We start from the raw sequence: 21,197 nt of genomic DNA, 5'->3' as shown, positions 1-21,197 counted from the left end.
GGTGGATCAGAAGGGGTGCGGTGAGTCAGCGGCGTGCGGCGACCTCGACGCGTGCCGGGGTCGGCGGCGCGGACCGGTTCAGCGTCCACAGGGCCAGCGCGCAGGCGGCGCCGATCACCGTGAGGACGGCCCAGATCAGGGCCGGGCGACCGGCGTCGGTGAGCGCGTCGAAGAGGGCACCGGTGGTGAGATTGCCGAGCAGGATGCCGGTGCCGACGATCGTGTTGTAGAAGCCGTAGTGGGTGGCCACGATCCGGCCGCGCGCGAGTGAGACGACAGTGTCCATCTCGCAAGGGAATACGGCCGCCGTCGCGAGGGCGAGGAGTGCGGCGCAGAGCAGGAGGGCGGCCACGGCGACCGGTTTGCCGCCGAGCACCCCCGTGTTCGGTGCACACAGCAATGGCACGAACGCGGCGGCCATGATCGCCATGCCGACCACCAGCCCGCGACCGGAGCCGCCGCGCCGCGCGAGCCAGCTGGTCACCGGCAGCTGGCCGGCGAGCGCGACGACGCCGCTGACCGCGAAGATCGCCGCGATCAGCCCGGTACCGGACTGCGCTGAGCCGCTGACGATTCCGGCTTGCAGCGGCAGCGCCAGGTAGACCTGGAAGGACAGCACGTAACAGCCGACCATGACGATCGCGAACCACAGAAACGGTCGATTGCGCAGCACCGTACGCCAATTGGCGAGCACCGACGCACCGTCGTCCGCTCGGTCGAGGTCGCGGGTGGGCAGCCAGCGCAGCTGAACGGCGGTGAGCACGGCGAACACGACCGCGGCCACCCCCGCGGTGACGCGGAAATCCCACGCCGTCAACGCCAATCCCACCAGCGGCCCCGCGAGAATGCCCGCCTGATAGAAGATATTGAACATCGCGAAGGCCGCCACCCGGCGTTCGGCCCCGGCGTCCGCGGCGAGGTAGGCGCGCACCGCCGGATTGAACAATGCGCCCGCGAAGCCGGTCGCCGCCACGGCGATCAACACGGCGGGCAAGGTGTCCGCCAGTGCCAGCAGCGCGAAACTCGCGGTGCGCAAGGCACATCCCGCAACGATGAGCGGCTTGTAACCGAACTTGTCGGCGAGGGTGCCGCCCACCAGGAACATGCCCTGCTGCGCGAAATTCCGTACGCCGAGCACGAGACCGACCGTCCACGCCGCCATCCCGAGTCCGCTGGACAGATGCGCGGCGAGGTAGGGCATCAACATGTAGAAACCCAGATTGATGCCGAACTGGTTGACCATCAGCACCTGACTCGGCCGGTCGAAAGCGGCCCAGCGGCGCCACCATCCGCTCATCGGGCGAGCGCCGTGGTCGGCGCGACGACGGTGGTGCAGCGCGTCCAGTGCCGCACCACCTGTGCGTGCGGATCGTCGACCAGGTCGGGTTCGGCCGGCACCGGCTGATCGAAAAGCCCGTGCTCGGCGCAGTATTCGTCGTTGTAGACGGTGTCGGTGTAGCGGTGTGGCCCGTCCGGGAACACCGCGGCGATCCGGGTGCCGGCCGGTTGGGTGCGCGCCAGCCAGCCCGCGACCAGGGTCACCGCGCCGACGCTCCAGCCGCCGCTGCAATAGTGCGTCGAGGCCAATGTTCGTGCCGCCCAGACCGCTTCGTGCGGGGCCACCCAGTGCACCTCGCTGAAGGCCGGATAGTCGACATTGGCCGGATGGATGCTCGAGCCGAGCCCGCGCATCAGCCTGCTCGCCGCGGGTTGTCCGAAGATGGTCGACCCGATCGTGTCCACGCCGACCAGGCGCAGGTCCGGTTGGAATCGGCGCAGCACCCGCGCGACCCCGGCCGAATGGCCGCCGGTGCCGACCGAGCACACCAGGACGTCGATGTGCCCGAGCTGGGCGAGCAGTTCCAAGGCCAGCGACTGATAGCCGTCGACGTTGTCCGGGTTGTTGTATTGGTCGGGGCACCACGAATCAGGTTGGGCGGCAAGCAATCGCGCGACCCGATCGCGACGCGCCTGCTGCCAGCCGCCGACGGGGCTCGGTTCGGTGACCACGTCGATGGTGGCGCCGTAGGCGGCCAGCATGCGCCGCAGCATCGGCTCCATCCCGGGATCGGTGACCAGCGTGACCGGATGGCGATGCACGATCCCCGCCAGCGCCAGCCCCAAACCCAGGGTGCCGCTGGTCGATTCGACGATTCCGGCGCCCGGCCGCAGTGTGCCGCGCGCGATGGCGCGTTCGACCATGTGCAGCGCGGGGCGGTCCTTCATCCCGCCGGGGTTGTGGGCCTCGAGTTTGGCCCAGAATCCATGGCCCGCGGTGGCGAACGGTTCCCCGATCCAGAGCACCGGGGTGTCCCCGACGAGCGTCGCCGGTCGGCGGCGACTCTGCTCCTGGGGGTGAAGATGGTTGGCGGACAAGACGACACGATCGACAACGGCACTGCACATGAGCGATCTCCTAGAGTCGAAGCGGCATCCGAGATGCCGTGCTGTATCGGACGAACCCGCGGGCCGGCGCGCCGAGGTCGGCGGCCGGCGGGGTTGGTCGTCAGCAGCGATCGATACAGAGATTTCGCAGAATGCCGCGTCCGTCGGGGGCGGCGATCCGCCATGTTCCCCAGCCGGCGAGCCACGGCCGACTCGGATCCGCTTGTGCGTCAGCGTGGTCGAGGTCGACGGCGGTGGTCGTGGCGGTGGGTTCGGCGGCGCGCTGCGGGATGCTCATCAGGCAGCCCTGATCGTGCGCGTCGGTGGGGGCCTCCGCGTGGTGGATCGTCCCGAGGGTCTTGTCCGCGGCCACCAGTGCCTGCGCGGTACCGGAGACGCCCGGCAGGCCGAGCACGCACATGAACAGTGCGTGGGCGAGCAACAGCGCGGACGCCGCGAACACGACGGCGATGCCTCGCCTGCGTGGTGCCTCGACTCGCACGGTCACAAGCGCCAACCATAGCCGAACCCGACCCGGTGCCGGGATGTGTGGCTCCCCAGTGCGGTCCCCGGCCCAGGGCCTGCCCTAGCCGCTGCCGCCGCGGTAGATCGTCGGCATCGAGCCGAGGTCGGCGAAGTTGAGTTTGTTCTGCCCGTCGGTGCCGAACCAGGCGACGTAGGTGACGCCGTTGACGGTCGCGACCGCGGGCGGCCAGGGGCTGGTATCGGCGAACTTCCACCGCTCGGTCTGCCCCTCGTTCAGGTTGTCGACGCCGAAGAGGAAGTAGAGGTTGGTGTTCTTGCCGGTGTAGCCCGCCACGTAGCGGCCGCCGAGGGGGAACAGATTCGGGCCGCCGATGAGCCGGTCGCTGAAGGTCGCGCGCCCGGGCGGCACATTGACGCCGATATAGCGTGCGTTCAGGTTGTTCGCGCTGTCCATACCGGTCCACGCCAGCAGCACGCCCTTGTCGGGCCGGATCACCAGTCCGGGGGTGTCCACGCTCTGTTCGGCGGGTTCCGGGCTCCGCCCGTAATGGCTGAACGGTGGATTCTGTGATTGCACCGCATTGACCCGCAGATCGCGCTGTGCGGTGTAGGTCAACCACATCGAGACGTTGTCGGACTGCATGGCGGGTCCGCCGATCGGCGGTTCCAGCCACTGCCTGCGGTCGTGATAGTCGACGCCGTTGTGCGACCACGCGAGCCACATGTTGCCGTCGGTGCGGGTATAGCCGAGGTAGAGCAGGCCGGTCTGCGCATGGGCGGCCAAGGCCGGGCGTTGCAGACTGAAATCCGCGGGCAGCGGTTTCGCGTTGACGATTCCGTCGGCTTCCATCCCCGATGCCGCGTACATGGTGCCGTTCTGGGTCGACCAGACCAGCACCAGCCGGTTGCCGAACACTGTCAAGGCAGGTGCGGCGATCGGCTGATTCGACGGCCAGAGTGTGCGTCCGGTGAACATATGCTCCCCCAATCCCTTTCGATTCCGAGCTACTCGAGGGCGAGCGTAGGTAGCGCACCGTGGGAAGTCAGGGCTTTGTGTCGGCCAGCGGACCGGTCGTCGGGCGACGCCGGATATTTCACCCTGGAACAAACCCTGGATCCTCGGCTACGCTCCAGCAATTGAGCTGACGTCCGCCGGGGAGGCGGTTCGCGCGCGACGACGGGAGCGACGATGGTGGTGTGGACGCGCGCAGCGGCATTACGTGGCTACCAGGCCCTCGTCGAGGATCTGGGTGGCGACGGTGCGGCCCTGCTCGAACGCTTCGATATCGCTGCCGCCGCGGTCGAGAGCGACGACGCCATGGTGTCGAGCGAGGCGGTGGGGTGGGCGCTCGAGATCGCGGCGGCCGAACTCGGCTGCCCGGATTTCGGGTTGCGGCTGGCGGGACGGCAGCTCGACACGACGTCCGGACCGCTGGCCGTCGCGATCGCACACGCCACGACAGTGGGTGCGGCGGTAACGTGCGCGTCCCGTTTTCTGTTCAGCCACTCGGTCGGGGTTTCGCTCGCGTTGGTCGCGGATCCGCAGGGGCAACCGGGCACGATCGCGGTCAACTACCGTGACCCGGCCGAGTCGAATGGCTTCGCCCAGAGCATCGACCTGGCCGCCGGGACCATCCACCGCGCATTGCGGCAGGCTGTCGGGGGCGACTATGGCCTGCGATCGGTTCACCTGCCGCATCCGCCGCTGGCACCCGCGGCCCGCTACGCCGAATTCTTCGGTGCCGAAGTGAGATTCGACGCGACCACCACCGTGCTACGGGTGCCCGAGGAGTTGCTGACCAGGCCGACCCTGGCGGGCAACGCCACGAAGTACGCGGTGGCCTTGGACTTCCTGACCGACATGTACTCCGAACGGGACAAGACGGCGGCTGTCCGGGTGCGCTGTGCGATCGACGGATTGATCACGCACGCCAAACCCGATATGGCGGCGGTGTCCCGGGTCCTGTCCATGCACGAACGCACGCTGCAACGGGCGCTCGCCGCCGAAGGCACCACGTTCACCGCGGTCCTCGACGCGGCGCGCCGCGACATCACATACCGGCTGCTGTGCGAGACCGAGCGGCCCATCTCGGAGATCACCAGCCTGATCGGCTTGGGCGAGCAATCGGCGCTCACCCGGGCGACGCGCCGCTGGTTCGGCGCGACGCCGCTGCAGATCCGCCGGGCCGCGCAGGCCCGGCGCGGCGGCCCGGCACCAGCCAGATTCGAGCGGCGCAGCGCTGTCTCGATCGTCGGCCAGCCGGGTTGAACTGTCCGCCCCTTGTTATGTGGGCACCGCGGCCGATTGCGCGCACCGACGCTGCGGCCTACGTTCGAGAGATGCGAAAGATCCTGCCCGCCATGGAAATCCGGAAGGCGGTCGCTTGAGTCACGATTCGGAGCCGAGTCCTGCCCGGGTGGAATTCTATTTCGACCCGATCTGTCCCTACGCCTGGATCGCGTCCCGCTGGGTGCTGGAGGTGGAGAAGTTCCGCCCGCTCGACCGGCGCTTCCGGGTGATGAGTCTTTCGGTGCTCAATGCCGACAATCCCGAGCTGCCGGAGAAGTACCGGGCGCGATTGGCCGACGGGTGGCCGCCGGTGCGGGCGGTGGCGGCCCTCGCGGCGCTCGATGACCCGACCCTGGTGGACCGCTACTACACCGAGTTCGGGACGCGTTTTCATCACGCGCGCATGCGCGACCGCAAGCAGATCATCGAGGAATCGCTGGTCGCCATCGGCGCGCCGCGCAGCGTCCTGGCGGCCGCGTACACCACCGAATTCGACGACGCGGTCCGCCGCAGTCACCGGCAGGCGATGGCCGCGGTGGGACCCGACGTGGGCACGCCGATCATCGAAATCGATGGCGCGGCGGTGTTCGGGCCGGTGCTGTCGGCGGTGCCCAGGGGCCGGCGCGCCGTCGAACTGTTCGATGCCGTAGCGGTTTTGGCGGCCTGCCCGGCCTTCGCCGAGTTGAAGCGCGCCCGTACCGACGAATCCGAGCTGGGCTAGGCTGCCCCGGCAGCGATCTCGTAGATGGCGTAGGCGGCCCGGAGTACCGGTTGCGCCACATTGCGCACGCGGATCCCGCCGGGGGTGGTGCCGCGTTCGGTGCCCGCGTGGGCATGGCCGTGTAGGGCCAGGTCGGCGGCGTGCGCATCGATGGCTTCGCCGAGCAGGTACGAGCCGAGGAACGGGTAGATCTCCCGCGGTTCCCCGTGCAGCGTGTCGCTGACGGGGGAGTAGTGGGTGAGCGCGACCGTGACATCGGTGTCGAGCTCGGCCAGGGCCGCGGCGAGCGAATCGGCCAGTGCGACTGTGTGACAGGAGAAATCGCGCATCTGCCGCTCACCGAAGATGCTCGCGCACTTGCCGGCGAAACCGCCGCCGAAGCCTTTCGTGCCCGCGACGCCGAGGGTCCGGCCCTGCACGTCGAACGTGACGGAACTGCCCTCGAGCACGGTGATCCCGTGCTCGACCAGGAGCGTGGTGATCTCGTCTTCGGCATCGCTGTGATAGTCGTGGTTGCCGAGCACCGCGACGACGGGCACGCCGAGTTCGGTGAATTCGGTCGCGACCACCTTGGCTTCCTCGACGGTCCCGTGGCGGGTGAGATCGCCGGCGAGCAACAGGATATCGGCGTGCTCGGGCAACTCGCGCAGCGTCGGACGCCACAGTCCGTGCGAGTCGACGCCGAGATGTACATCGCCGACGGCGGCTATTCGCATGTGGCTCAACTCCTTCCGGTGTCGACGGAGCCCAGGGCCTCGCTGGCGCCGGGGCCGCCCGGCAGGGTGACCCGAACGTCGTTGTGGATGCGGGCCTGGGGAAGCTCTTCGCGCACCACGGTTTCCAGCTGTCGTTTGCGTTCCTCGGTGGCGACCTCGCCGTCGAGGGCCACCACGTCGCCCCGGATCGTCACGTGCACACCGAGTTCCGCGGTGCGCGGGTCCTCGGCGAGGGCGCGGCGCAGGTGCGCGACCAGGTATTGCGGCTGCTCCATCTATTCCACCTTTCCGGTGTCGGTGATGCCGAGATCGTCGATCAGCCCGAGGAATGCCCGTGCGTACGGCGAGCTTGCGGTCTGCTCGCGGGTCGCCGGCCAATCGATCTGCTCGCGCAGGTCCCGCGCGATGTGCAGGAGCGGGGCGAAATCGAGCCGGTGCGCATCGAAGACCAGCAGTTTGTCCACCATCAGATCGGTGCCGCTGACCACGGGCGCGGAGGTCGGGCCGATCCGCATCGGGGTCGCGCGGTCGAGCAGTTCGTCGGTGACGTCGCGGTAGTTCGGCCGGTAGATCACGTCGATCAGGACGTCGCCCGCGTAGACCTTGCGTAGCCAGTCCTCGGGCGGATCGCACACCCGCAGGCCGGCTTCGGCCAGGATGCGCACCGCCTTGTCGCAGTCCTGTGGTCTGACGAAGATGTCGACATCGTGTTGCGACGCCGGTCCGCCGCGCGCGTAGACCGCGCAGCCGCCGGCCACCGCGAACTTGACGTCGGCCGCGGCCAGCGCATTGACGGCTCGGGTCAGTGCGTGCAGCAGCTCATCGATCGTGGCGACCATGTTCGGGCGATACCCGGTAGCGAGTCGACTATGCGGTCGACCGGCGTGGTCGCCCGCCGCCGCGCGGCGCGGGGTTTTCCGGCGGCGGAACGGGGTATCGCCGCGCCATGACCTCTGAAAGGGACGGCCGGGGTAGCCGCCTGGGTTTGCCCGATGCGATCTCGGTGGCACTGTTCGATCTCGACGGGGTCCTGACCGACACCGCGGCGGTGCACCAGCGTGCCTGGCGGGAAGTATTCGACGACTTTCTCCGGCAGCGCTGTGGGCCGGATTTCGTGCCGTTCGCCACCGACGACTATCTGCGCTTCGTCGACGGCCGGCCGCGGGCCGACGGGGTGCGGGAGTTCCTGCGGTCCCGGGACATCACGCTGCCGGAGGGTGCGCCGGACGCCGAGCCGGGCACACAGAGCGTGCACGCCCTCGGCAACCGGAAGAACAGTCTGCTGCTTTCGCTCATCGAGCGCGAAGGTGTCGAGGTCTATCCCAGCTCGGTCGACTATCTCGCCGCGGTCCGTGCCGCGGGATTGCGGGTGGCCGTGGTGACGGCGTCGGCGAATGCCGCTGCGGTGCTGGAGGTCACGGGGATCGCCGACAGCATCGACATCCGGGTCGACGGCAACGATGTGGTCCGGCTCGGCCTGCACGGCAAGCCCGCGCCGGACGGCTTTCTGGAGGCCGCTCGTCGCCTGGACGTCCAGCCGGACGCGGCAGCGGTTTTCGAGGATGCGGTGGCCGGGGTGGCGGCGGGTCACACGGGTGGTTTCGGGTTCGTCGTCGGTGTCGACCGAGTCGGGGACGGCAGGCATCGGCAGGATTTGACCGCGGCGGGTGCGGACGTTGTCGTGGCCGACCTGTCGGAGTTGAAGGAGCAGCGATGACGGCGGACTGTCCCGGCTTCGAGGTTGATCCCTGGCAATTGCGGTGGTGCGGACTGGATTTGACCGCGTTGAAACGCACGGAATCGATCTTCGCCTTGGCCAACGGGCATATCGGTCTGCGCGGCGGCTTGGACGAGGGCGAGCCGGTCGGCGAGCCGGGCACTTATCTCAACGGCTTCTACGAAAAGCGCCGATTGCCTTATGCCGAAGTAGGTTACGGCTATCCGGAGCAGGGCCAGACCGTCGTGAACGTCACCGACGGCAAGATCATTCGCCTGCTCGTCGGTGACGAGCCGATGGATCTGCGTTACGGCCACACCGAAGACCACGAACGCGTGCTCGACTTCCGTTCCGGGACATTACGGCGCAGTACGGTGTGGACCTCGCCGACGGGCCAGTCCGTCCGGATCCGCTCGCAACGGCTCGTCTCGTTCACCGAACGGGCACTCGCGGCGATCCGCTACGAGGTCGAGCCGCTCGATGATGATCTGGATCTGGTGATCCAATCGGATCTGCTCGCCAACGAGCCGCTGGTGGCGCAGCACGGCGACCCGCGTGCCGCGGCGCGGCTGGATCGGCCGCTGGTGTCCGACTTCGCCGCGGCCCGGGACTTCCAAGCGGTACTCGCCCATCACACCGCGCAGTCGGGGTTGCGGATGGCGGCCGCGATGGATCACGAGTTGTCCGCGACGGCAACGCCGCGATGCGCGATCCACGCGGAAGCAGACCTGGCCCGTTTGACGATCGCGGTCGATGTGGCCCGGGGCGATACGGTATGCCTGACAAAATATCTCGCGTACGGCTGGTCCAGTCAGCGCTCGACCCCCGCGTTGCGCGCGCAGGTCGAAGCCGCACTGGCCGCCGGTATGGAGACCGGATGGGACGAACTGCTCGAGCGTCAGCGCGCCTATCTGGACGACTTCTGGTCGAGCGCGGATGTCGAGATCGACGGCGATCCCGAGATGCAGCAGGCCGTGCGCTTCGCGCTGTTCCACGTGCTGCAGGCGGGGGCGCGCGGCGAGACCAGGGCGATACCGTCGAAGGGGCTGACCGGCCCGGGCTACGACGGCCATTCGTTCTGGGATACCGAGACTTTCGTGCTTCCCGTGCTCATCCACACGGTGCCCGCCGCCGCCGCCGACGCGCTGCGCTGGCGGCACACCACGCTCGACCTGGCGCGGCGGCGCGCGCGCGAACTCGGGCAGCCCGGCGCGATGTTCCCGTGGCGCTCGATCAACGGCGAGGAGGGCTCCGGCTACTGGCCCACCGGAACCGCGGCGGTGCACGTCAATGCCGATATCGCGGACGCCGCCATCCGGTACGTCACCGCGACCGGCGACGAGCGCTTCGAGCGTGAGTGCGGGGTGGAATTGCTGGTGGAGACCGCCCGCATGTGGGCAGGCCTCGGCCACCGGGATTCGGCTGGAACCTTCCGGATCGATGGCGTCACCGGCCCGGACGAGTATTCGGCGTTGGCCGACAACAACATCTATACGAACCTCATGGCGCAGCGGAATCTGCGCGGAGCCGCCGCGGCGTGCGCGCGGCACCCCGACGTCGCGCGGCGTCTCGAAGTCTCGTCGGCCGAGATCGAGCGCTGGCGTGCCGATGCCGAGCAGACGGCGATGCCGTACAACGGCGAACTGGGGGTACACGAGCAATCGGAGGGGTTCACCCGCTATATGCGCTGGGATTTCGCCGCGACTCCGGCCGATCGCTATCCCTTGCTGCTGCACTATCCGTACTTCGACCTGAATCGCAAACAGGTGATCAAGCAGGCGGACCTGACGCTCGCAATGTACCTGTGCCCCAACGCCTTCACGCCGGACCAGAAGGTACGGAACTTCGACTACTACGAGGCGTTGACCGTCCGGGATTCCTCTCTTTCGGCCTGCGCCCAATCGATACTCGCGGCGGAGGTCGGCAATCTGTCCCTGGCCTTCGATTACTTCGTCGAGTCCGCGCTGACCGATCTGCACGATCTGCACCAGAACGTGGCGAGTGGACTGCACATCGCCTCGCTGGCGGGCGCATGGAGCTGCTGCGTCGCCGGATTCGGCGGCATGCGCGAGTGTGACGGCGAATTGCGTTTCGCCCCAAGGCTACCCGAGCAGCTCAATCGGCTGGCCTTCCGAATTCTGTGGCGTGGCAGTCGTTTGGCGGTCGAGATCACGCGGGACACCGTCACCTACCGACTGCTGTCCGGCGAACCCTGCACCTTTCGCCATCACGGGGATGCGCACACCGTGGGGCAGCAACCGCTGCTCCTGCCGATCCCGGATACGCCGAGTGAGTCCAAAGCCGAACCGCCCGACGGGCGCGCCCCGTATCGCCGCGCCTGAAATGTCCTCGGCTACGGCAGATCCTGGAGCGCGGTGCGAATGACGTCGAGGAACCAGGTCTGAGCCGGGCTGCGGCCGGGCGGTCGGCGGGTGTACGCGGCCACTTCGGCGGGGTCGATCTGCCATGGCAGCGCGAAGGTGCGCACGGGGTGGGTCCGGGCGAGCGCGCGCGCCACCCGCTGCGGGACGATCGCGACCAGTTCGCTGTCCTGCACGACATAGGGCAGGGTGGCGAAACGGGTTACCCGGACCGCGATTCGACGCTCCAGACCGTGTGCGCGCAGGGCGTGCCTGGGCGCGGGGTGGCCGGTGGCGCCGTCCACGACGATATGCCGTTCGGCGCGCAGTTCGGCATCGGTGGGGGCCTGGCTCTGCAGGCGCGGATGGTCGGCCGCGACCATGCCCGCGTAGCCCTCGGTGAACAGCGGCAGCCTGCTGAGCCGGGCCGAATCCAGGATCGGGGTGGCCACGATCGCGTCTACCCGGCCGCGGGTGAGTTCGTCGGTCGCGGTGTCGATGTCGAACGCGCGCACCTGCAGGCTCGCGGCGGGCGCGCGAGCGGTGAGTTCCGCGAGCACCCGCGGCAGTGAATTGACCTCGCCGAGGTCGGTGAGCCCGATGGCGAAGCTGATCGGGCCTGAGACATCGAATTCCTTTGTCGCGCCGATGGTCAGGTCCATCTGCTCGAGGGCGGTGCGCAGCGGTGGATAGAGCCGCTCGGCCTCCGAACTCGGGACCAGGCCGCCGGGGCCGCGCACGAACAGCTCGTCGCCGAGGCGTCGGCGCAGTTTGCCCAGACCGTAGCTGACCGTGGGCTGTGTGACGCCGAGGACGTCGGCCGCCGCGGTCACGCTGCGGGTTTCGTACAGCAGCACGAAGGTTCGGACGAGGTTGAGATCGAACTCCGCGCCCATAGATCTCCTCTATGCAAGTGGGGAAAAACATCTATTGGATTTCTGACGGGGCCGATCGTAGCGTGATGGCACTCACAACTGCACACCAGAAACGAACTCCCCATGAAGAAGTTGTTGTCCTGGCCGGCGGTGCTCTGCTGGCTGACCGTGCTGCTGGAGGGTTACGACCTCGTCGTGCTCGGCGCCGTCATTCCCACCCTCATCGACCAGCGTCATCTCGGATTCACCGCGGCGAGTACCACTTTCGCCGCCACCATCTCTCTGGTCGGTGTCGCCCTCGGCGCGACGGCTTCCGGTCCGATAGCGGACCGCTATGGCAGGCGTAGAATGCTGCTCTGCTCGATCGCGGTGTTCTCGCTGTTCACCGCCGCGATACCACTGGCCGGCTCGGTGGGCGTCTTCGCCGCGTTCCGGTTGATCGCGGGCATCGGACTGGGCGCCTGCCTGCCGACCGCCTTGACGTTCATGGCCGAGCACATGCCGCCGGCACAGCGTGCGTTCGCGAGCACGATCACCATGACCGGCTATCACACCGGCGCGGTGCTGACCGCGCTGCTCGCGCTGCGGGTGATCCCGCACTGGGAGCCGCTGTTCTACGCCGGTGGCGCGGCCGGTTTCCTGCTGCTGCCGGTGCTGTGGGCCAAGCTGCCGGAGTCGGAGGCGTACCTGGCGGCCAAGGCGACGCCCAACCGGGTGCGCCCAACTGTGCTGCTGCGTCCGCTGTATGTGCGTGCGACGCTGGGGGTTTGGGTCGGGTCGTTCATGGGCCTGCTGCTCGTGTACGGCTTGAACACCTGGTTGCCCAAACTGATGCGCGACGCCGGATACAACATGTCTACCTCGTTGACCGTGCTGCTCATGCTGAACATCGGTGCGGTCATCGGCCTGCTCACCGCCGGGACGCTCGCCGACCGGCGCGGGATCAAACCGACGGTCCTGGTGTGGTTCGCCGCCGCGGCGCTGTTCTTGGCGGTGCTCAGCGTGCGGATCTCCAGCACCGCGCTGCTCAATACGCTGGTGCTCGTCACGGGCATCTTCGTCTTCTCCGCGCAGGTGCTCATCTACGCGTACGTGACGCAGGCCTATCCCGCCGAGATCCGAGCCACCGCAATGGGTTTTGCCGCCGGAGTCGGCAGGCTCGGTGCGATCTTCGGTCCGACGATCACCGGCTGGCTCATCGTCGCCGGTTCGGCGAACCCGTGGGGTTTCTATCTCTTCGCGGCGGTCGCGGGCATCGGCCTGCTCGCCATGGCCGCGGTGCCGCGGACCACCGTGGACGGACTCGTCCCGGTCGAGTCCGAGCCGGAGCTCGAGCGAAAAGTGCGACCGGCGTGACGGATATCCGCACGCAGGTGGCGATCGTCGGCGCGGGCCCGGCCGGTTTGCTGCTCTCGCATCTGCTGTACCGCGCCGGGATCGACAGCGTGGTCGTCGACCACCGCGGGTACGACGACATCGCGAGCACCATTCGGGCGGGCATCCTAGAGGCGGGTTCGGTTCGGCTGCTGGTGGATTCGGGGGCCTCGGACCGGGTGCGCACCGCGGGTGACCGGCACGACGGCGTCGTGCTGCGGTTCGACGGCGCGAACCATCGCATCGACTTCCAGGAGCTGGTCGGCGAATCCGTGTGGCTCTACCCGCAAACCGAGGTGTTCCTGGACCTGTCGCGGCGGCGCAGCGCCGATGGCGGCGATGTGCGCTACGGCGTGACCGGCACTGCCGTCGATGTCTCCGGTGACCGTCCGACCGTCACGTTCATCGAATCATGCGGGAGCACGGTGCGCGTCGAGGCGGATCTGCTTGTCGGCGCGGACGGTTCACGCTCGATCTGCCGGCACGCCTACCCGCCGGGTGCCCGCCGGGAGTGGTTGCGCGAGTATCCCTTCGCTTGGTTCGGGATACTCACCGAAGCGCAGCCTTCGCACGACGAATTGATCTACGCCTATTCGGAATTCGGCTTCGCGCTGATCAGTCGGCGCACCGAGGCGTTGCAGCGGATGTATTTCCAGTGCCCGCCCGGGACGCGGCCCGAGGAATGGGACGAGGATCGGATCTGGTCGCAGCTGCGCCGCCGCGTCGACGGCAACGGGTTCGCGCTGCGGGAAGGCCCGATCGTCGCCAAGACGGTGCTGCCGTTCCGGTCGTTCGTCACCGCGCCGATGCGCCACGGGAACCTGCTGCTGGCCGGTGACGCCGCGCATACGGTGCCGCCCACCGGTGCGAAAGGACTGAACCTCGCCCTCGCCGATGTCGCGGTGCTGGCGGAGGAAATCGCCGAGTTCTACGCCCGGCGTGACCCGGATGTGCTCGACCGGTACACCGAGCGCGCCCTGGACCGGGTGTGGCGGGCCCAGCACTTCTCCTACTGGGCGACCACCATGCTGCACAGCATCGACGGTGCGTCGCCCTTCGATATCGAGCGCCAGCGCGGTGAACTCGCGTTGATCACCGGATCACGGTACGGCGCGGCCTATTTCGCGGACGCCTACACCGGCTGGCAGCAACGGAAACCGACCGAACGACGAAAGGAGTGAGCGTGGCCAGGATTTCGTCCTTGGCGACCGCGGTGGCCGAGCTCGTGCACGACGGCGACACCGTCGCCCTAGAGGGCTTCACGCATCTGATCCCGGTGGCCGCCGGGCAGGAGATCATCCGGCAGCGCGTGCGCGGGCTGACTCTGGTGCGGATGACCCCGGACATCGTGTACGACCAGCTGATCGGCGCGGGCTGCGCGGCCAAGCTGGTGTTCTCGTGGGGCGGCAATCCGGGTGTCGGTTCGCTGCACCGGTTCCGGGACGCGGTGGAGCACGCCTGGCCGAACGCGCTGGAACTCGAGGAGCACAGCCACGCGGGCATGGCCAACCGTTATGTCGCGGGCGCCTCCGGTCTGCCGTTCGCGGTGCTGCGCGGTTACGTCGGCACCGACCTGCCGACGGTCACCGCGACCATCAAACCGATCAGCTGCCCCTTCACCGGCGAACAGCTCACCGCGGTGCCCGCGCTGCGGCCGGATGTCACCGTGATTCACGCCCAGCGGGCGGACCGGGCCGGAAACGTGCAGCTGTGGGGTCTGCTCGGGGTGCAGAAGGAAGCCGTGCTGGCCGCGCGGCAGAGTCTGGTCACCGTCGAGGAGATCGTCGACGAGCTCACCCCGGTGCCCGGCGCGATCGTACTGCCGGCGTGGGCGATCACCGCGGTCGCCGCGGTGCCCGGCGGCGCGCATCCGTCCTACGCGCAGGGGTATTCCGAACGCGACAACGCCTTCTACGCGGCCTGGGACCCGATCAGCCGGGACCGTGGCCGTTTCACCGAATGGCTCGATGAGCACGTCTTCGCGGGGAGTGACGCATGAACCGGATTCCGGCCGAAACGGACGCCGCGCCGGTGCGGGCCACCGCCGACGAGGTGATGACGGTCGCCGCCGCGCGGGCGCTCACCGGCGGCAAGCGGTGTTTCGTCGGCATCGGATTGCCCTCCACCGCAGCGAATTTGGCGCGCACCACACATGCGCCCGACCTGGTGCTGATCTATGAGTCCGGCACACTGGGCGCCAAACCCGGCCGACTGCCCGCCTCGATCGGAGACGGGATACTCGCGGAAACCGCGGACGCGGTGATCGGCGTGCCGGAGGTGTTCAACTATTGGCTGCAACCGGGGCGCATCGATATCGGCTTTCTCGGTGCCGCGCAACTGGATCGGTTCGGCAATATCAACACCACCGTCATCGGCGACTATCGGCGGCCGAAGGTGCGGCTGCCGGGTGCGGGTGGCGCGCCCGAGATCGCCGCGTCCTGCGGCGAGGTGTTCGTGGTGGTCCGCCAATCGCGGCAATCCTTCGTCGAGCGAGTCGATTTCGTCACCTCGTTCGGCCACGGCCGCGGCGGCGGGGAGCGCGCCCGGCTCGGCCTGCGCGGGGCTGGGCCGACGCGGATCATCACCGATCTCGGGATCATGCGACCCGATGCCACCGGTGAACTGGTGCTGGTCGCGGTGCATCCCGGGGTGCGTGTCGAGCAGGTGCGAGCGGCTACCGGTTGGGAGCTGAAAGTCGCTGCCGAACTGGAGGTTACGGCACCGCCCTCGGCTGCCGAACTCGCCGCGCTGCACGCCTTGCAGGCGGCGTCGTGACCGGCGCCTTCCTCTATGACGGCGTGCGGACGCCGTTCGGCCGATACGGCGGCGCGCTGGCGGGCGTGCGCCCGGACGATCTCGGCGCGCACGTGTTGCGCACCCTCGCCGAACGAACGGAATTCGACCCCGCGACGGTGGACGACGTCGTCTTCGGTGCGGCCAACCAAGCCGGAGAAGATAATCGCAATCTCGCCCGGATGGCCACCCTGCTCGCGGGCTGGCCGACCTCGGTGCCCGGGACGACGGTGAACCGATTGTGCGGGTCGAGCCTGGACGCGACGCTGCACGCGGCACGAATGATCGAGACCGGTGACGCGTCGCTCGTCGTGGCGGGCGGGGTCGAATCGATGAGCCGTGCCCCGTGGGTGCTGACCAAGCCACCCAAGGGTTTTCCCGCCGGTGACGCGACGCTGCACTCGTCCACGCTGGGCTGGCGGATGGTCAATCCGGCGATGCCCGCGGCCTGGACGGTCTCGCTGGGCGAGAGCACCGAAGCGCTGGCCGAACGGTTCGGCATCGATCGGGCGGCACAGGACGAGTTCGCCGCGCGCAGTCACCGCTCGGCCGCACGGGCCTGGGCGGACGGGTTCTACGACGATCACGTTGTCGCGGTACCGGATACCGGACTCGCCTGGGACGAGCCGATCCGGCCCGGCACCACCGTGACCACGCTGGCGGGGTTGCGGCCCGCGTTCCGGGCGAACGGTACGGTGACCGCCGGGAACGCCTCGCCGCTGAGCGACGGGGCGTGCGCGCTCCTGCTCGGCGACGAGTACATGGCAGACCGGATCGGTTGCGCACCTCTGGCCAGGATCGCCGGGCGCGGGGCGGCGGGGGTGGGGCGGCGGGGGTGGACCCCGACCTGTTCGGCGTCGGTCCGGTACAGGCGGCTCGAATCGCGTTGGCGCGAGCCGGAATCGGCTGGGGCGATATCGGTGTGGTCGAGTTGAACGAGGCGTTCGCCGCGCAATCGATCGCGTGTCTGGCCGGGTGGCCCGAGTTGGACGCCGAGATCGTCAATGTGAACGGGGGCGCGATCGCGCTCGGTCATCCGCTGGGCGCGTCCGGCGGCCGGGTCGTCGTGCAGTTGGCCCGGGAAATGCGGCGGCGCGGCAGCCGCTGGGGGCTTGCCGCGCTTTGCATCGGCGTCGGTCAAGGGCTTGCGGTAGTTCTGGAGGCAGCATCATGAGCGCACGACATTGCGCGACACCATTTCCGGCCGGATTCCGCCGCGACCCGGACGGCAGCCATCCGCCGCTGGACTACGCGGAGTACGCGTCCACGGTGCTGCGGCACCCGCGCGAATCGCTGATCGTGTTGCCGCAGCGGCTGACCGAGCTCACCGGGCCGGTCTTCGGCTCGGATCGGGTAGGTCCCGCCGACCACGACTTGACCGCGCAGCACGCGGGCGAGCCGATCGGCCAGCGGATCATCGTGCACGGGCGGCTGCTCGACGGTGACGGCAAGCCGATCCCGCACTCGCTCATCGAGATCTGGCAGGCGAACGCGGGCGGTCGCTACCGGCACGACCGCGACCGCTGGAACTGCGCCCTGGACCCCAACTTCGACGGCGCCGGACGCACCTACACCGACAGCGCCGGGCGATACGAGTTCACCACGGTCAAACCCGGTGCGTATCCGTGGCGTAACCATCACAACGCGTGGCGGCCCGCGCACATCCACTTCTCGTTGTTCGGGCAGGCTTTCACCCAGCGCCTGGTGACGCAGATGTACTTCCCCGGCGATCCGCTGTTCTTCCAGGACCCGGTTTACCACTCGGTGCCCGCGCACGCGCGCGAATTGCTGGTCAGCCGTTTCGATCACGCGCGCACCGAGCCGGAGCGAGCCCTGGCCTTCGAGTTCGACATCGTGCTGCGCGGCCGGAACGCGACCCCGTTCGAAGACGAGGAGGCCGACGATGACTAGCCTGCCCAGCACGCCCTCGCAGACCGTCGGTCCCTACCTGCATCTCGGATTGACCTGGGCGGACGGGCAATTCGCGGTCCCGCCCGGCGCGCCGGGCGCGGTGTGGCTCACCGGCCGGGTGTTCGACGGCGCGGGCACCGCGATCGACGACGCCATGGTGGAGACCTGGCAGGTGGTCGGCGACGAGCACCGCGGCGAGCGAAACGGTTTCGCGCGCAGCGATACCCGACGCGGTGAATACGCGTTGCACATCCCGTTTCCGGAAGCGGTGTGTGACGGCGCGGGTGGGCTGCAAGCCCCGCACCTGGACATGTCGGTGTTCGCCCGAGGACTGCTGCACCGTGTCGTCACCCGGGTGTACTTCCCCGAGCACGCCGACCGGCACGCGGGCGACCCCGTCCTGGTGACGGTGCCGCCGGGACGCAGGCATACGTTGATCGCCGCCCGCGCCGGAGACGGTTACGTTTTCGACGTCCACCTGCAAGGTTCGGACGAGACGGTGTTCTTCGATGTCTGAGCTGTTCGGTGGGGTGCTCGCGGCAGGCCAGGTAACGGAGGTGGTCGGCGATCGGGCGTGGGTGCAGGCGATGCTCGATGTCGAGGCGGCGCTCGCCCGCGCTTCGGCGACGGTGGGCGTGGTTCCCGCCGCGGCCGCGGACGAGATCGAAAAGCACTGCCGGGCAGAGGAGTACGACATCGGTGCGGCGGGCGCGGCCGCGGTGCGGATCGGCAATCCGGTGGGTCCGCTGGTCCGCGCGCTGACCGCGCGGGTCGACCCCGTGGCGGCGGCCTACGTGCACCTCGGGGCGACCAGTCAGGATGTCCTCGACACCGCCGCGATGCTGGTCACCTCCCGAGCGCTGACCGCGCTGCGTGCCGACCTGGTGGCCTGCGCCGAGCTGCTCGCGCGGTCGGCCGAGGAGCATGCGGACACTGTGCTGGCGGGGCGCAGCCTGCTGCAACAGGCACCCCCGGTGACGCTCGGGCTCACCGCCGCCGGCTGGCTGGGTGGCGTGGTCGCGGCGCTGCGCCAGCTCGACCGTGTTCGGGACAGTCGCCTGGCGGTGCAGTTCGGTGGTGCTGTCGGGACGGCGGCGGCGCTGGGCGAGTACGGAATTCCTGTGCTCGCCGAACTGGCGCGTCGTCTCCGTCTCGGGGAGCCGACCCTGCCTTGGCACACCGAACGCAGCCGAATCGCCGAAATCGCGGGCACTTTGGGCCAGACCTGCGGTGCGGTCTCGAAGATCGCCCGCGACGTCACCCTGCTCGCGCAGACCGAAGTCGCCGAGGTGGCCGAGCACGGCCCGTCCGGTAGCGGCGGATCATCGACCATGCCGCACAAGCGAAATCCCGTCGCCGCGGTGCTCGCCGCCGGTGCAGCCGCGCAGGCACCGGGCCTGGTCGCCACCGTGCTGAGTTCCGGTGCCCACGAACATCAACGCGCCGCCGGCTCGTGGCACGCGGAGTGGCGACCGCTGGTCGAACTGCTGCGCAGCACCGGCTCGGCGGTGCACTGGCTGCGTGTTTGCCTGTCGCGCCTGCACATCGATTCCGCGCGGATGCGGGCGAACCTGGCAGCCTCCGGCGGTGTGCTCATGGCCGAACGCGTCGTCGTCGAGTTGGTGTCGGCGAGCGGGGGTGCGGTGGGTCGACAGGAGGCCGGTGATCTCGTCGCCGCCTGCTGTGCCGACGCGGGGCGGGGCGACCTTGCCGCAGTGCTCGCGGCCGATCCGGTGATCGGGGAGTACCTGGACCGCAAGCGAATCGACGAGCTGCTCGATCCGTCCGGGTATCTGGGTTCAGCGAACGAATTCCGGCTGCGCGCGCTGGCCGAATGGCGCGAGGTCCAGCGATGAGTTCGGTTGTGGTGCATGCCCACGTCGACGGACCGTCGGCGGGGGAGACCGTGGTGCTGAGCGGGTCGCTCGGCAGCGATGTGCGAATGTGGGAGCCACAGGTGGCGGCGCTCACCACCGCGGGCTACCGGGTGGTGCGCTATGACCAACGCGGTCATGGGAATTCGCCGGTGCCCGCCGGACCGTATGCCCTGGCCGATCTCGGTTCCGACGTGCTCGCGCTGCTCGACCGGCTGGCCGCTCGTCGCGTGCATTTCGTGGGATTGTCCCTGGGCGGCATGGTGGGCATGTGGCTCGGTGCGCATGCCCCGCACCGGTTGCGCACATTGACGCTGTGCTGCACCAGCGCCGAACTCGGCCCGCCCGCCGGCTGGGCCGAGCGCGCCGCCACGGTCCGCGCCGCAGGGACCGCGGCGGTGGCGGGCGCGGTCGTGCGTCGGTGGTTCACCCCGCGGTGGGGCGCCGCCCACCCGGAACGAATCCGTTTCTACGAGAACATGATCGCCGCCACGCCCGCCGAGGGCTACGCCGCGTGCTGCGCGGCGATCGAAACGATGGACATCGCGGCGGGTCTGCCCAGGATCAGCGCTCCCACGTTGGTCATCGCGGGCGCGGATGATCCCGCGACACCGCCCGCGCACGGTCACCGCATCGCCACGGCAATCCCGCTGTCCCGGCTCGAAATCATCGAGTCCGCGGCACATCTGGCGAACGTCGAACGACCGGACGTCGTCGGCCGGCTGATCCTCGGACACCTGAAGGAGAATTCGTGAACGAACGTGCCGAGCGGGGCGCTCAGGTCCGGCGCGAGGTGCTCGGTGACGCGCACGTCGACCGTGCCGAGGCTGCGACGACCGAATTCACCCGCCCGTTCCAGGAATACATCACCGAGTCGGTGTGGGGATCGATCTGGACCCGCCCCGGTCTCGACCGCAGCACCCGCAGCTGCATCACCCTCGCCGTGCTCACCGCCCTGGGCCGCCACGACGAGATCGCGATGCACGTACGCGCGGCCCGCCGCCACGGCCTCACCCCCGCCGAGATCGCCGAGGTCCTCCTGCACACCGCGGCCTACGCGGGCGTCCCCGCCGCCAACGCCGCCTTCACGATCGGCCGAGCCGTATTGGACGAACCCGACTCCGCCGAGTCCTAGCGTCCCACTCCGGCAAGCCGCCCGGCCCTGCGCTTGGCCCAGGCCATGCGCAGCAGGAAAGCCGGGGTCGGCGGGACCCAGCCCAGCTGGATCGCCTGCCCGAGATCGTCCCGGTTGGCCCAGTGCTCGATCACCTTGCCGTCCGCGATGCGCAGCCAATGCGACTGGGTGACCGCGAAGGTCCTTCCGGTCGGCGGGAAGACCTGGTCCACTCGACCGTCCTCGGCATAGGCCACGAAGGGGCCGACGTGCCGTCCGCGCATCGTGGTGTGCAGCGCCACCAGATCACCGTCCACCACGGCGTCCTCGATCGTGTGATGCAGGTCTGCGTAGGCGGCACGCAGCCAGAGCGCCGTGGCGTAGAACGCGCCCGGTCCGCGCCCCCGGGTGGCGGGCGGCTCGGCCTTGGCCTCCCGATTGGTCGCGTCGGGGTGAATGATCGCGTCGAAGTCGGCGCGGGCCCCGTCGGCCATGAGGCGCACCGAACGGATGGCCAGTGCGCGCGCGGCGTCGGCCGCGGTGCGGGAAGTGCTGTCCATGGGGGCCTCGCAATCAGATAC

At 69.1% G+C, this 21,197-nt stretch carries 24 protein-coding genes; 15 read left to right on the top strand and 9 right to left on the bottom strand.

The features are described from left to right. Positions 1-25: 25 nt before the first annotated feature. The 4 genes from O3I_RS22005 to O3I_RS21990 form a co-directional block, all read right to left on the bottom strand. Positions 26-1,297 carry an MFS transporter gene (locus O3I_RS22005; protein WP_014985181.1) on the bottom strand — a complete coding sequence of 424 codons (1,272 nt, stop codon included), beginning with the start codon at positions 1,295-1,297 and terminating at the stop codon, positions 26-28. After that, a complete protein-coding gene (locus O3I_RS22000) occupies positions 1,294-2,406 on the bottom strand; it encodes a PLP-dependent cysteine synthase family protein (RefSeq protein WP_014985180.1) in 1,113 nt (370 codons plus the stop codon). Before O3I_RS22000 ends, O3I_RS22005 begins: the two co-directional genes overlap by 4 nt. 100 nt (positions 2,407-2,506) lie before the next feature. After that, positions 2,507-2,893 carry a hypothetical protein gene (locus tag O3I_RS21995; protein WP_014985179.1) on the bottom strand — a complete coding sequence of 129 codons (387 nt, stop codon included), beginning with the start codon at positions 2,891-2,893 and terminating at the stop codon, positions 2,507-2,509. A 78-nt stretch (positions 2,894-2,971) separates the two neighbouring features. Then, a complete protein-coding gene (locus O3I_RS21990) occupies positions 2,972-3,847 on the bottom strand; it encodes a hypothetical protein (RefSeq protein WP_014985178.1) in 876 nt (291 codons plus the stop codon). A 213-nt stretch (positions 3,848-4,060) separates the two neighbouring features. Here O3I_RS21990 and O3I_RS21985 point away from each other — a divergent pair, with 213 nt between their 5' ends. Beyond that, on the top strand, positions 4,061-5,140 hold the full coding sequence (locus tag O3I_RS21985; protein WP_014985177.1) for an AraC family transcriptional regulator: 1,080 nt from the start codon (positions 4,061-4,063) through the stop codon (positions 5,138-5,140). Between the two features lie 115 nt (positions 5,141-5,255). Continuing rightward, positions 5,256-5,882, top strand: coding sequence for a DSBA oxidoreductase (locus O3I_RS21980; protein WP_041562771.1), 627 nt, complete (start codon positions 5,256-5,258; stop codon positions 5,880-5,882). On the opposite strand, the gene O3I_RS21975 is transcribed toward O3I_RS21980, so the two are convergent. The 3 genes from O3I_RS21975 to O3I_RS21965 are packed head-to-tail and all read right to left on the bottom strand — an operon-like array spanning position 5,879 to position 7,437. Beyond that, on the bottom strand, positions 5,879-6,598 hold the full coding sequence (locus tag O3I_RS21975) for a metallophosphoesterase family protein (protein ID WP_014985175.1): 720 nt from the start codon (positions 6,596-6,598) through the stop codon (positions 5,879-5,881). The two genes, O3I_RS21980 and O3I_RS21975, sit on opposite strands and share 4 nt — an antisense overlap. 5 nt (positions 6,599-6,603) lie before the next feature. Continuing rightward, entirely contained in the window at positions 6,604-6,873 is a 270-nt protein-coding gene (locus tag O3I_RS45585) for a BON domain-containing protein (protein ID WP_041562770.1), read from the bottom strand. Next, positions 6,874-7,437 carry a nucleotidyltransferase family protein gene (locus tag O3I_RS21965; RefSeq protein ID WP_041562769.1) on the bottom strand — a complete coding sequence of 188 codons (564 nt, stop codon included), beginning with the start codon at positions 7,435-7,437 and terminating at the stop codon, positions 6,874-6,876. Between the two features lie 107 nt (positions 7,438-7,544). Here O3I_RS21965 and O3I_RS21960 point away from each other — a divergent pair, with 107 nt between their 5' ends. Both O3I_RS21960 and O3I_RS21955 read left to right on the top strand, forming a co-directional pair. After that, the gene (locus tag O3I_RS21960; protein ID WP_193364878.1) at positions 7,545-8,315 is read left to right on the top strand and encodes an HAD family hydrolase; all 771 of its coding nucleotides are present in this window, start codon (positions 7,545-7,547) and stop codon (positions 8,313-8,315) included. Continuing rightward, entirely contained in the window at positions 8,312-10,657 is a 2,346-nt protein-coding gene (locus O3I_RS21955; RefSeq protein ID WP_014985173.1) for a glycoside hydrolase family 65 protein, read from the top strand. Before O3I_RS21960 ends, O3I_RS21955 begins: the two co-directional genes overlap by 4 nt. An 11-nt stretch (positions 10,658-10,668) precedes the next feature. Here O3I_RS21955 and O3I_RS21950 read toward each other — a convergent pair whose 3' ends face one another. Continuing rightward, positions 10,669-11,571, bottom strand: coding sequence for a LysR family transcriptional regulator (locus O3I_RS21950; protein ID WP_014985172.1), 903 nt, complete (start codon positions 11,569-11,571; stop codon positions 10,669-10,671). 102 nt (positions 11,572-11,673) lie between these two features. Here O3I_RS21950 and O3I_RS21945 point away from each other — a divergent pair, with 102 nt between their 5' ends. The 11 genes from O3I_RS21945 to pcaC are packed head-to-tail and all read left to right on the top strand — an operon-like array spanning position 11,674 to position 20,637. Beyond that, positions 11,674-12,906, top strand: a complete 1,233-nt coding sequence (locus tag O3I_RS21945; protein ID WP_014985171.1) for an MFS transporter — start codon at positions 11,674-11,676, stop codon at positions 12,904-12,906. Continuing rightward, positions 12,903-14,105 carry a 4-hydroxybenzoate 3-monooxygenase gene (locus tag O3I_RS21940; protein ID WP_014985170.1) on the top strand — a complete coding sequence of 401 codons (1,203 nt, stop codon included), beginning with the start codon at positions 12,903-12,905 and terminating at the stop codon, positions 14,103-14,105. Before O3I_RS21945 ends, O3I_RS21940 begins: the two co-directional genes overlap by 4 nt. A gap of 2 nt (positions 14,106-14,107) precedes the next feature. After that, entirely contained in the window at positions 14,108-14,923 is an 816-nt protein-coding gene (locus O3I_RS21935) for a CoA transferase subunit A (RefSeq protein WP_014985169.1), read from the top strand. Further along, positions 14,920-15,699 carry a CoA-transferase subunit beta gene (locus tag O3I_RS21930; protein ID WP_014985168.1) on the top strand — a complete coding sequence of 260 codons (780 nt, stop codon included), beginning with the start codon at positions 14,920-14,922 and terminating at the stop codon, positions 15,697-15,699. Before O3I_RS21935 ends, O3I_RS21930 begins: the two co-directional genes overlap by 4 nt. Continuing rightward, on the top strand, positions 15,696-16,652 hold the full coding sequence (locus tag O3I_RS21925; RefSeq protein WP_237748109.1) for a thiolase family protein: 957 nt from the start codon (positions 15,696-15,698) through the stop codon (positions 16,650-16,652). Before O3I_RS21930 ends, O3I_RS21925 begins: the two co-directional genes overlap by 4 nt. After that, on the top strand, positions 16,553-16,891 hold the full coding sequence (locus O3I_RS46395; protein WP_237748108.1) for a hypothetical protein: 339 nt from the start codon (positions 16,553-16,555) through the stop codon (positions 16,889-16,891). Before O3I_RS21925 ends, O3I_RS46395 begins: the two co-directional genes overlap by 100 nt. Next, a complete protein-coding gene (pcaH, locus tag O3I_RS21920; RefSeq protein WP_014985167.1) occupies positions 16,888-17,628 on the top strand; it encodes a protocatechuate 3,4-dioxygenase subunit beta in 741 nt (246 codons plus the stop codon). The genes O3I_RS46395 and pcaH overlap by 4 nt, the downstream gene beginning before the upstream one ends. After that, complete coding sequence (gene pcaG, locus O3I_RS21915; RefSeq protein WP_014985166.1) at positions 17,621-18,145, top strand: protocatechuate 3,4-dioxygenase subunit alpha; 525 nt, start codon at positions 17,621-17,623, stop codon at positions 18,143-18,145. The genes pcaH and pcaG overlap by 8 nt, the downstream gene beginning before the upstream one ends. Then, the gene (pcaB, locus tag O3I_RS21910; protein ID WP_014985165.1) at positions 18,138-19,484 is read left to right on the top strand and encodes a 3-carboxy-cis,cis-muconate cycloisomerase; all 1,347 of its coding nucleotides are present in this window, start codon (positions 18,138-18,140) and stop codon (positions 19,482-19,484) included. The genes pcaG and pcaB overlap by 8 nt, the downstream gene beginning before the upstream one ends. Further along, entirely contained in the window at positions 19,481-20,257 is a 777-nt protein-coding gene (gene pcaD, locus O3I_RS21905; protein WP_014985164.1) for a 3-oxoadipate enol-lactonase, read from the top strand. Before pcaB ends, pcaD begins: the two co-directional genes overlap by 4 nt. Then, positions 20,254-20,637 (top strand): 4-carboxymuconolactone decarboxylase, encoded by a 384-nt coding sequence (pcaC, locus tag O3I_RS21900; RefSeq protein ID WP_014985163.1) that lies wholly within the window; start codon positions 20,254-20,256, stop codon positions 20,635-20,637. Before pcaD ends, pcaC begins: the two co-directional genes overlap by 4 nt. On the opposite strand, the gene O3I_RS21895 is transcribed toward pcaC, so the two are convergent. Further along, complete coding sequence (locus O3I_RS21895; protein ID WP_014985162.1) at positions 20,634-21,176, bottom strand: ester cyclase; 543 nt, start codon at positions 21,174-21,176, stop codon at positions 20,634-20,636. The genes pcaC and O3I_RS21895 overlap by 4 nt on opposite strands. Positions 21,177-21,197: the final 21 nt, after the last annotated feature.

The organism is Nocardia brasiliensis ATCC 700358 (assembly GCF_000250675.2).
GTDB classification, from domain to species: domain Bacteria; phylum Actinomycetota; class Actinomycetes; order Mycobacteriales; family Mycobacteriaceae; genus Nocardia; species Nocardia brasiliensis_B.
The sequence above is the reverse complement of the archived record's forward strand: the minus strand, read 5'-3'. Positions and strand labels throughout refer to the sequence as shown.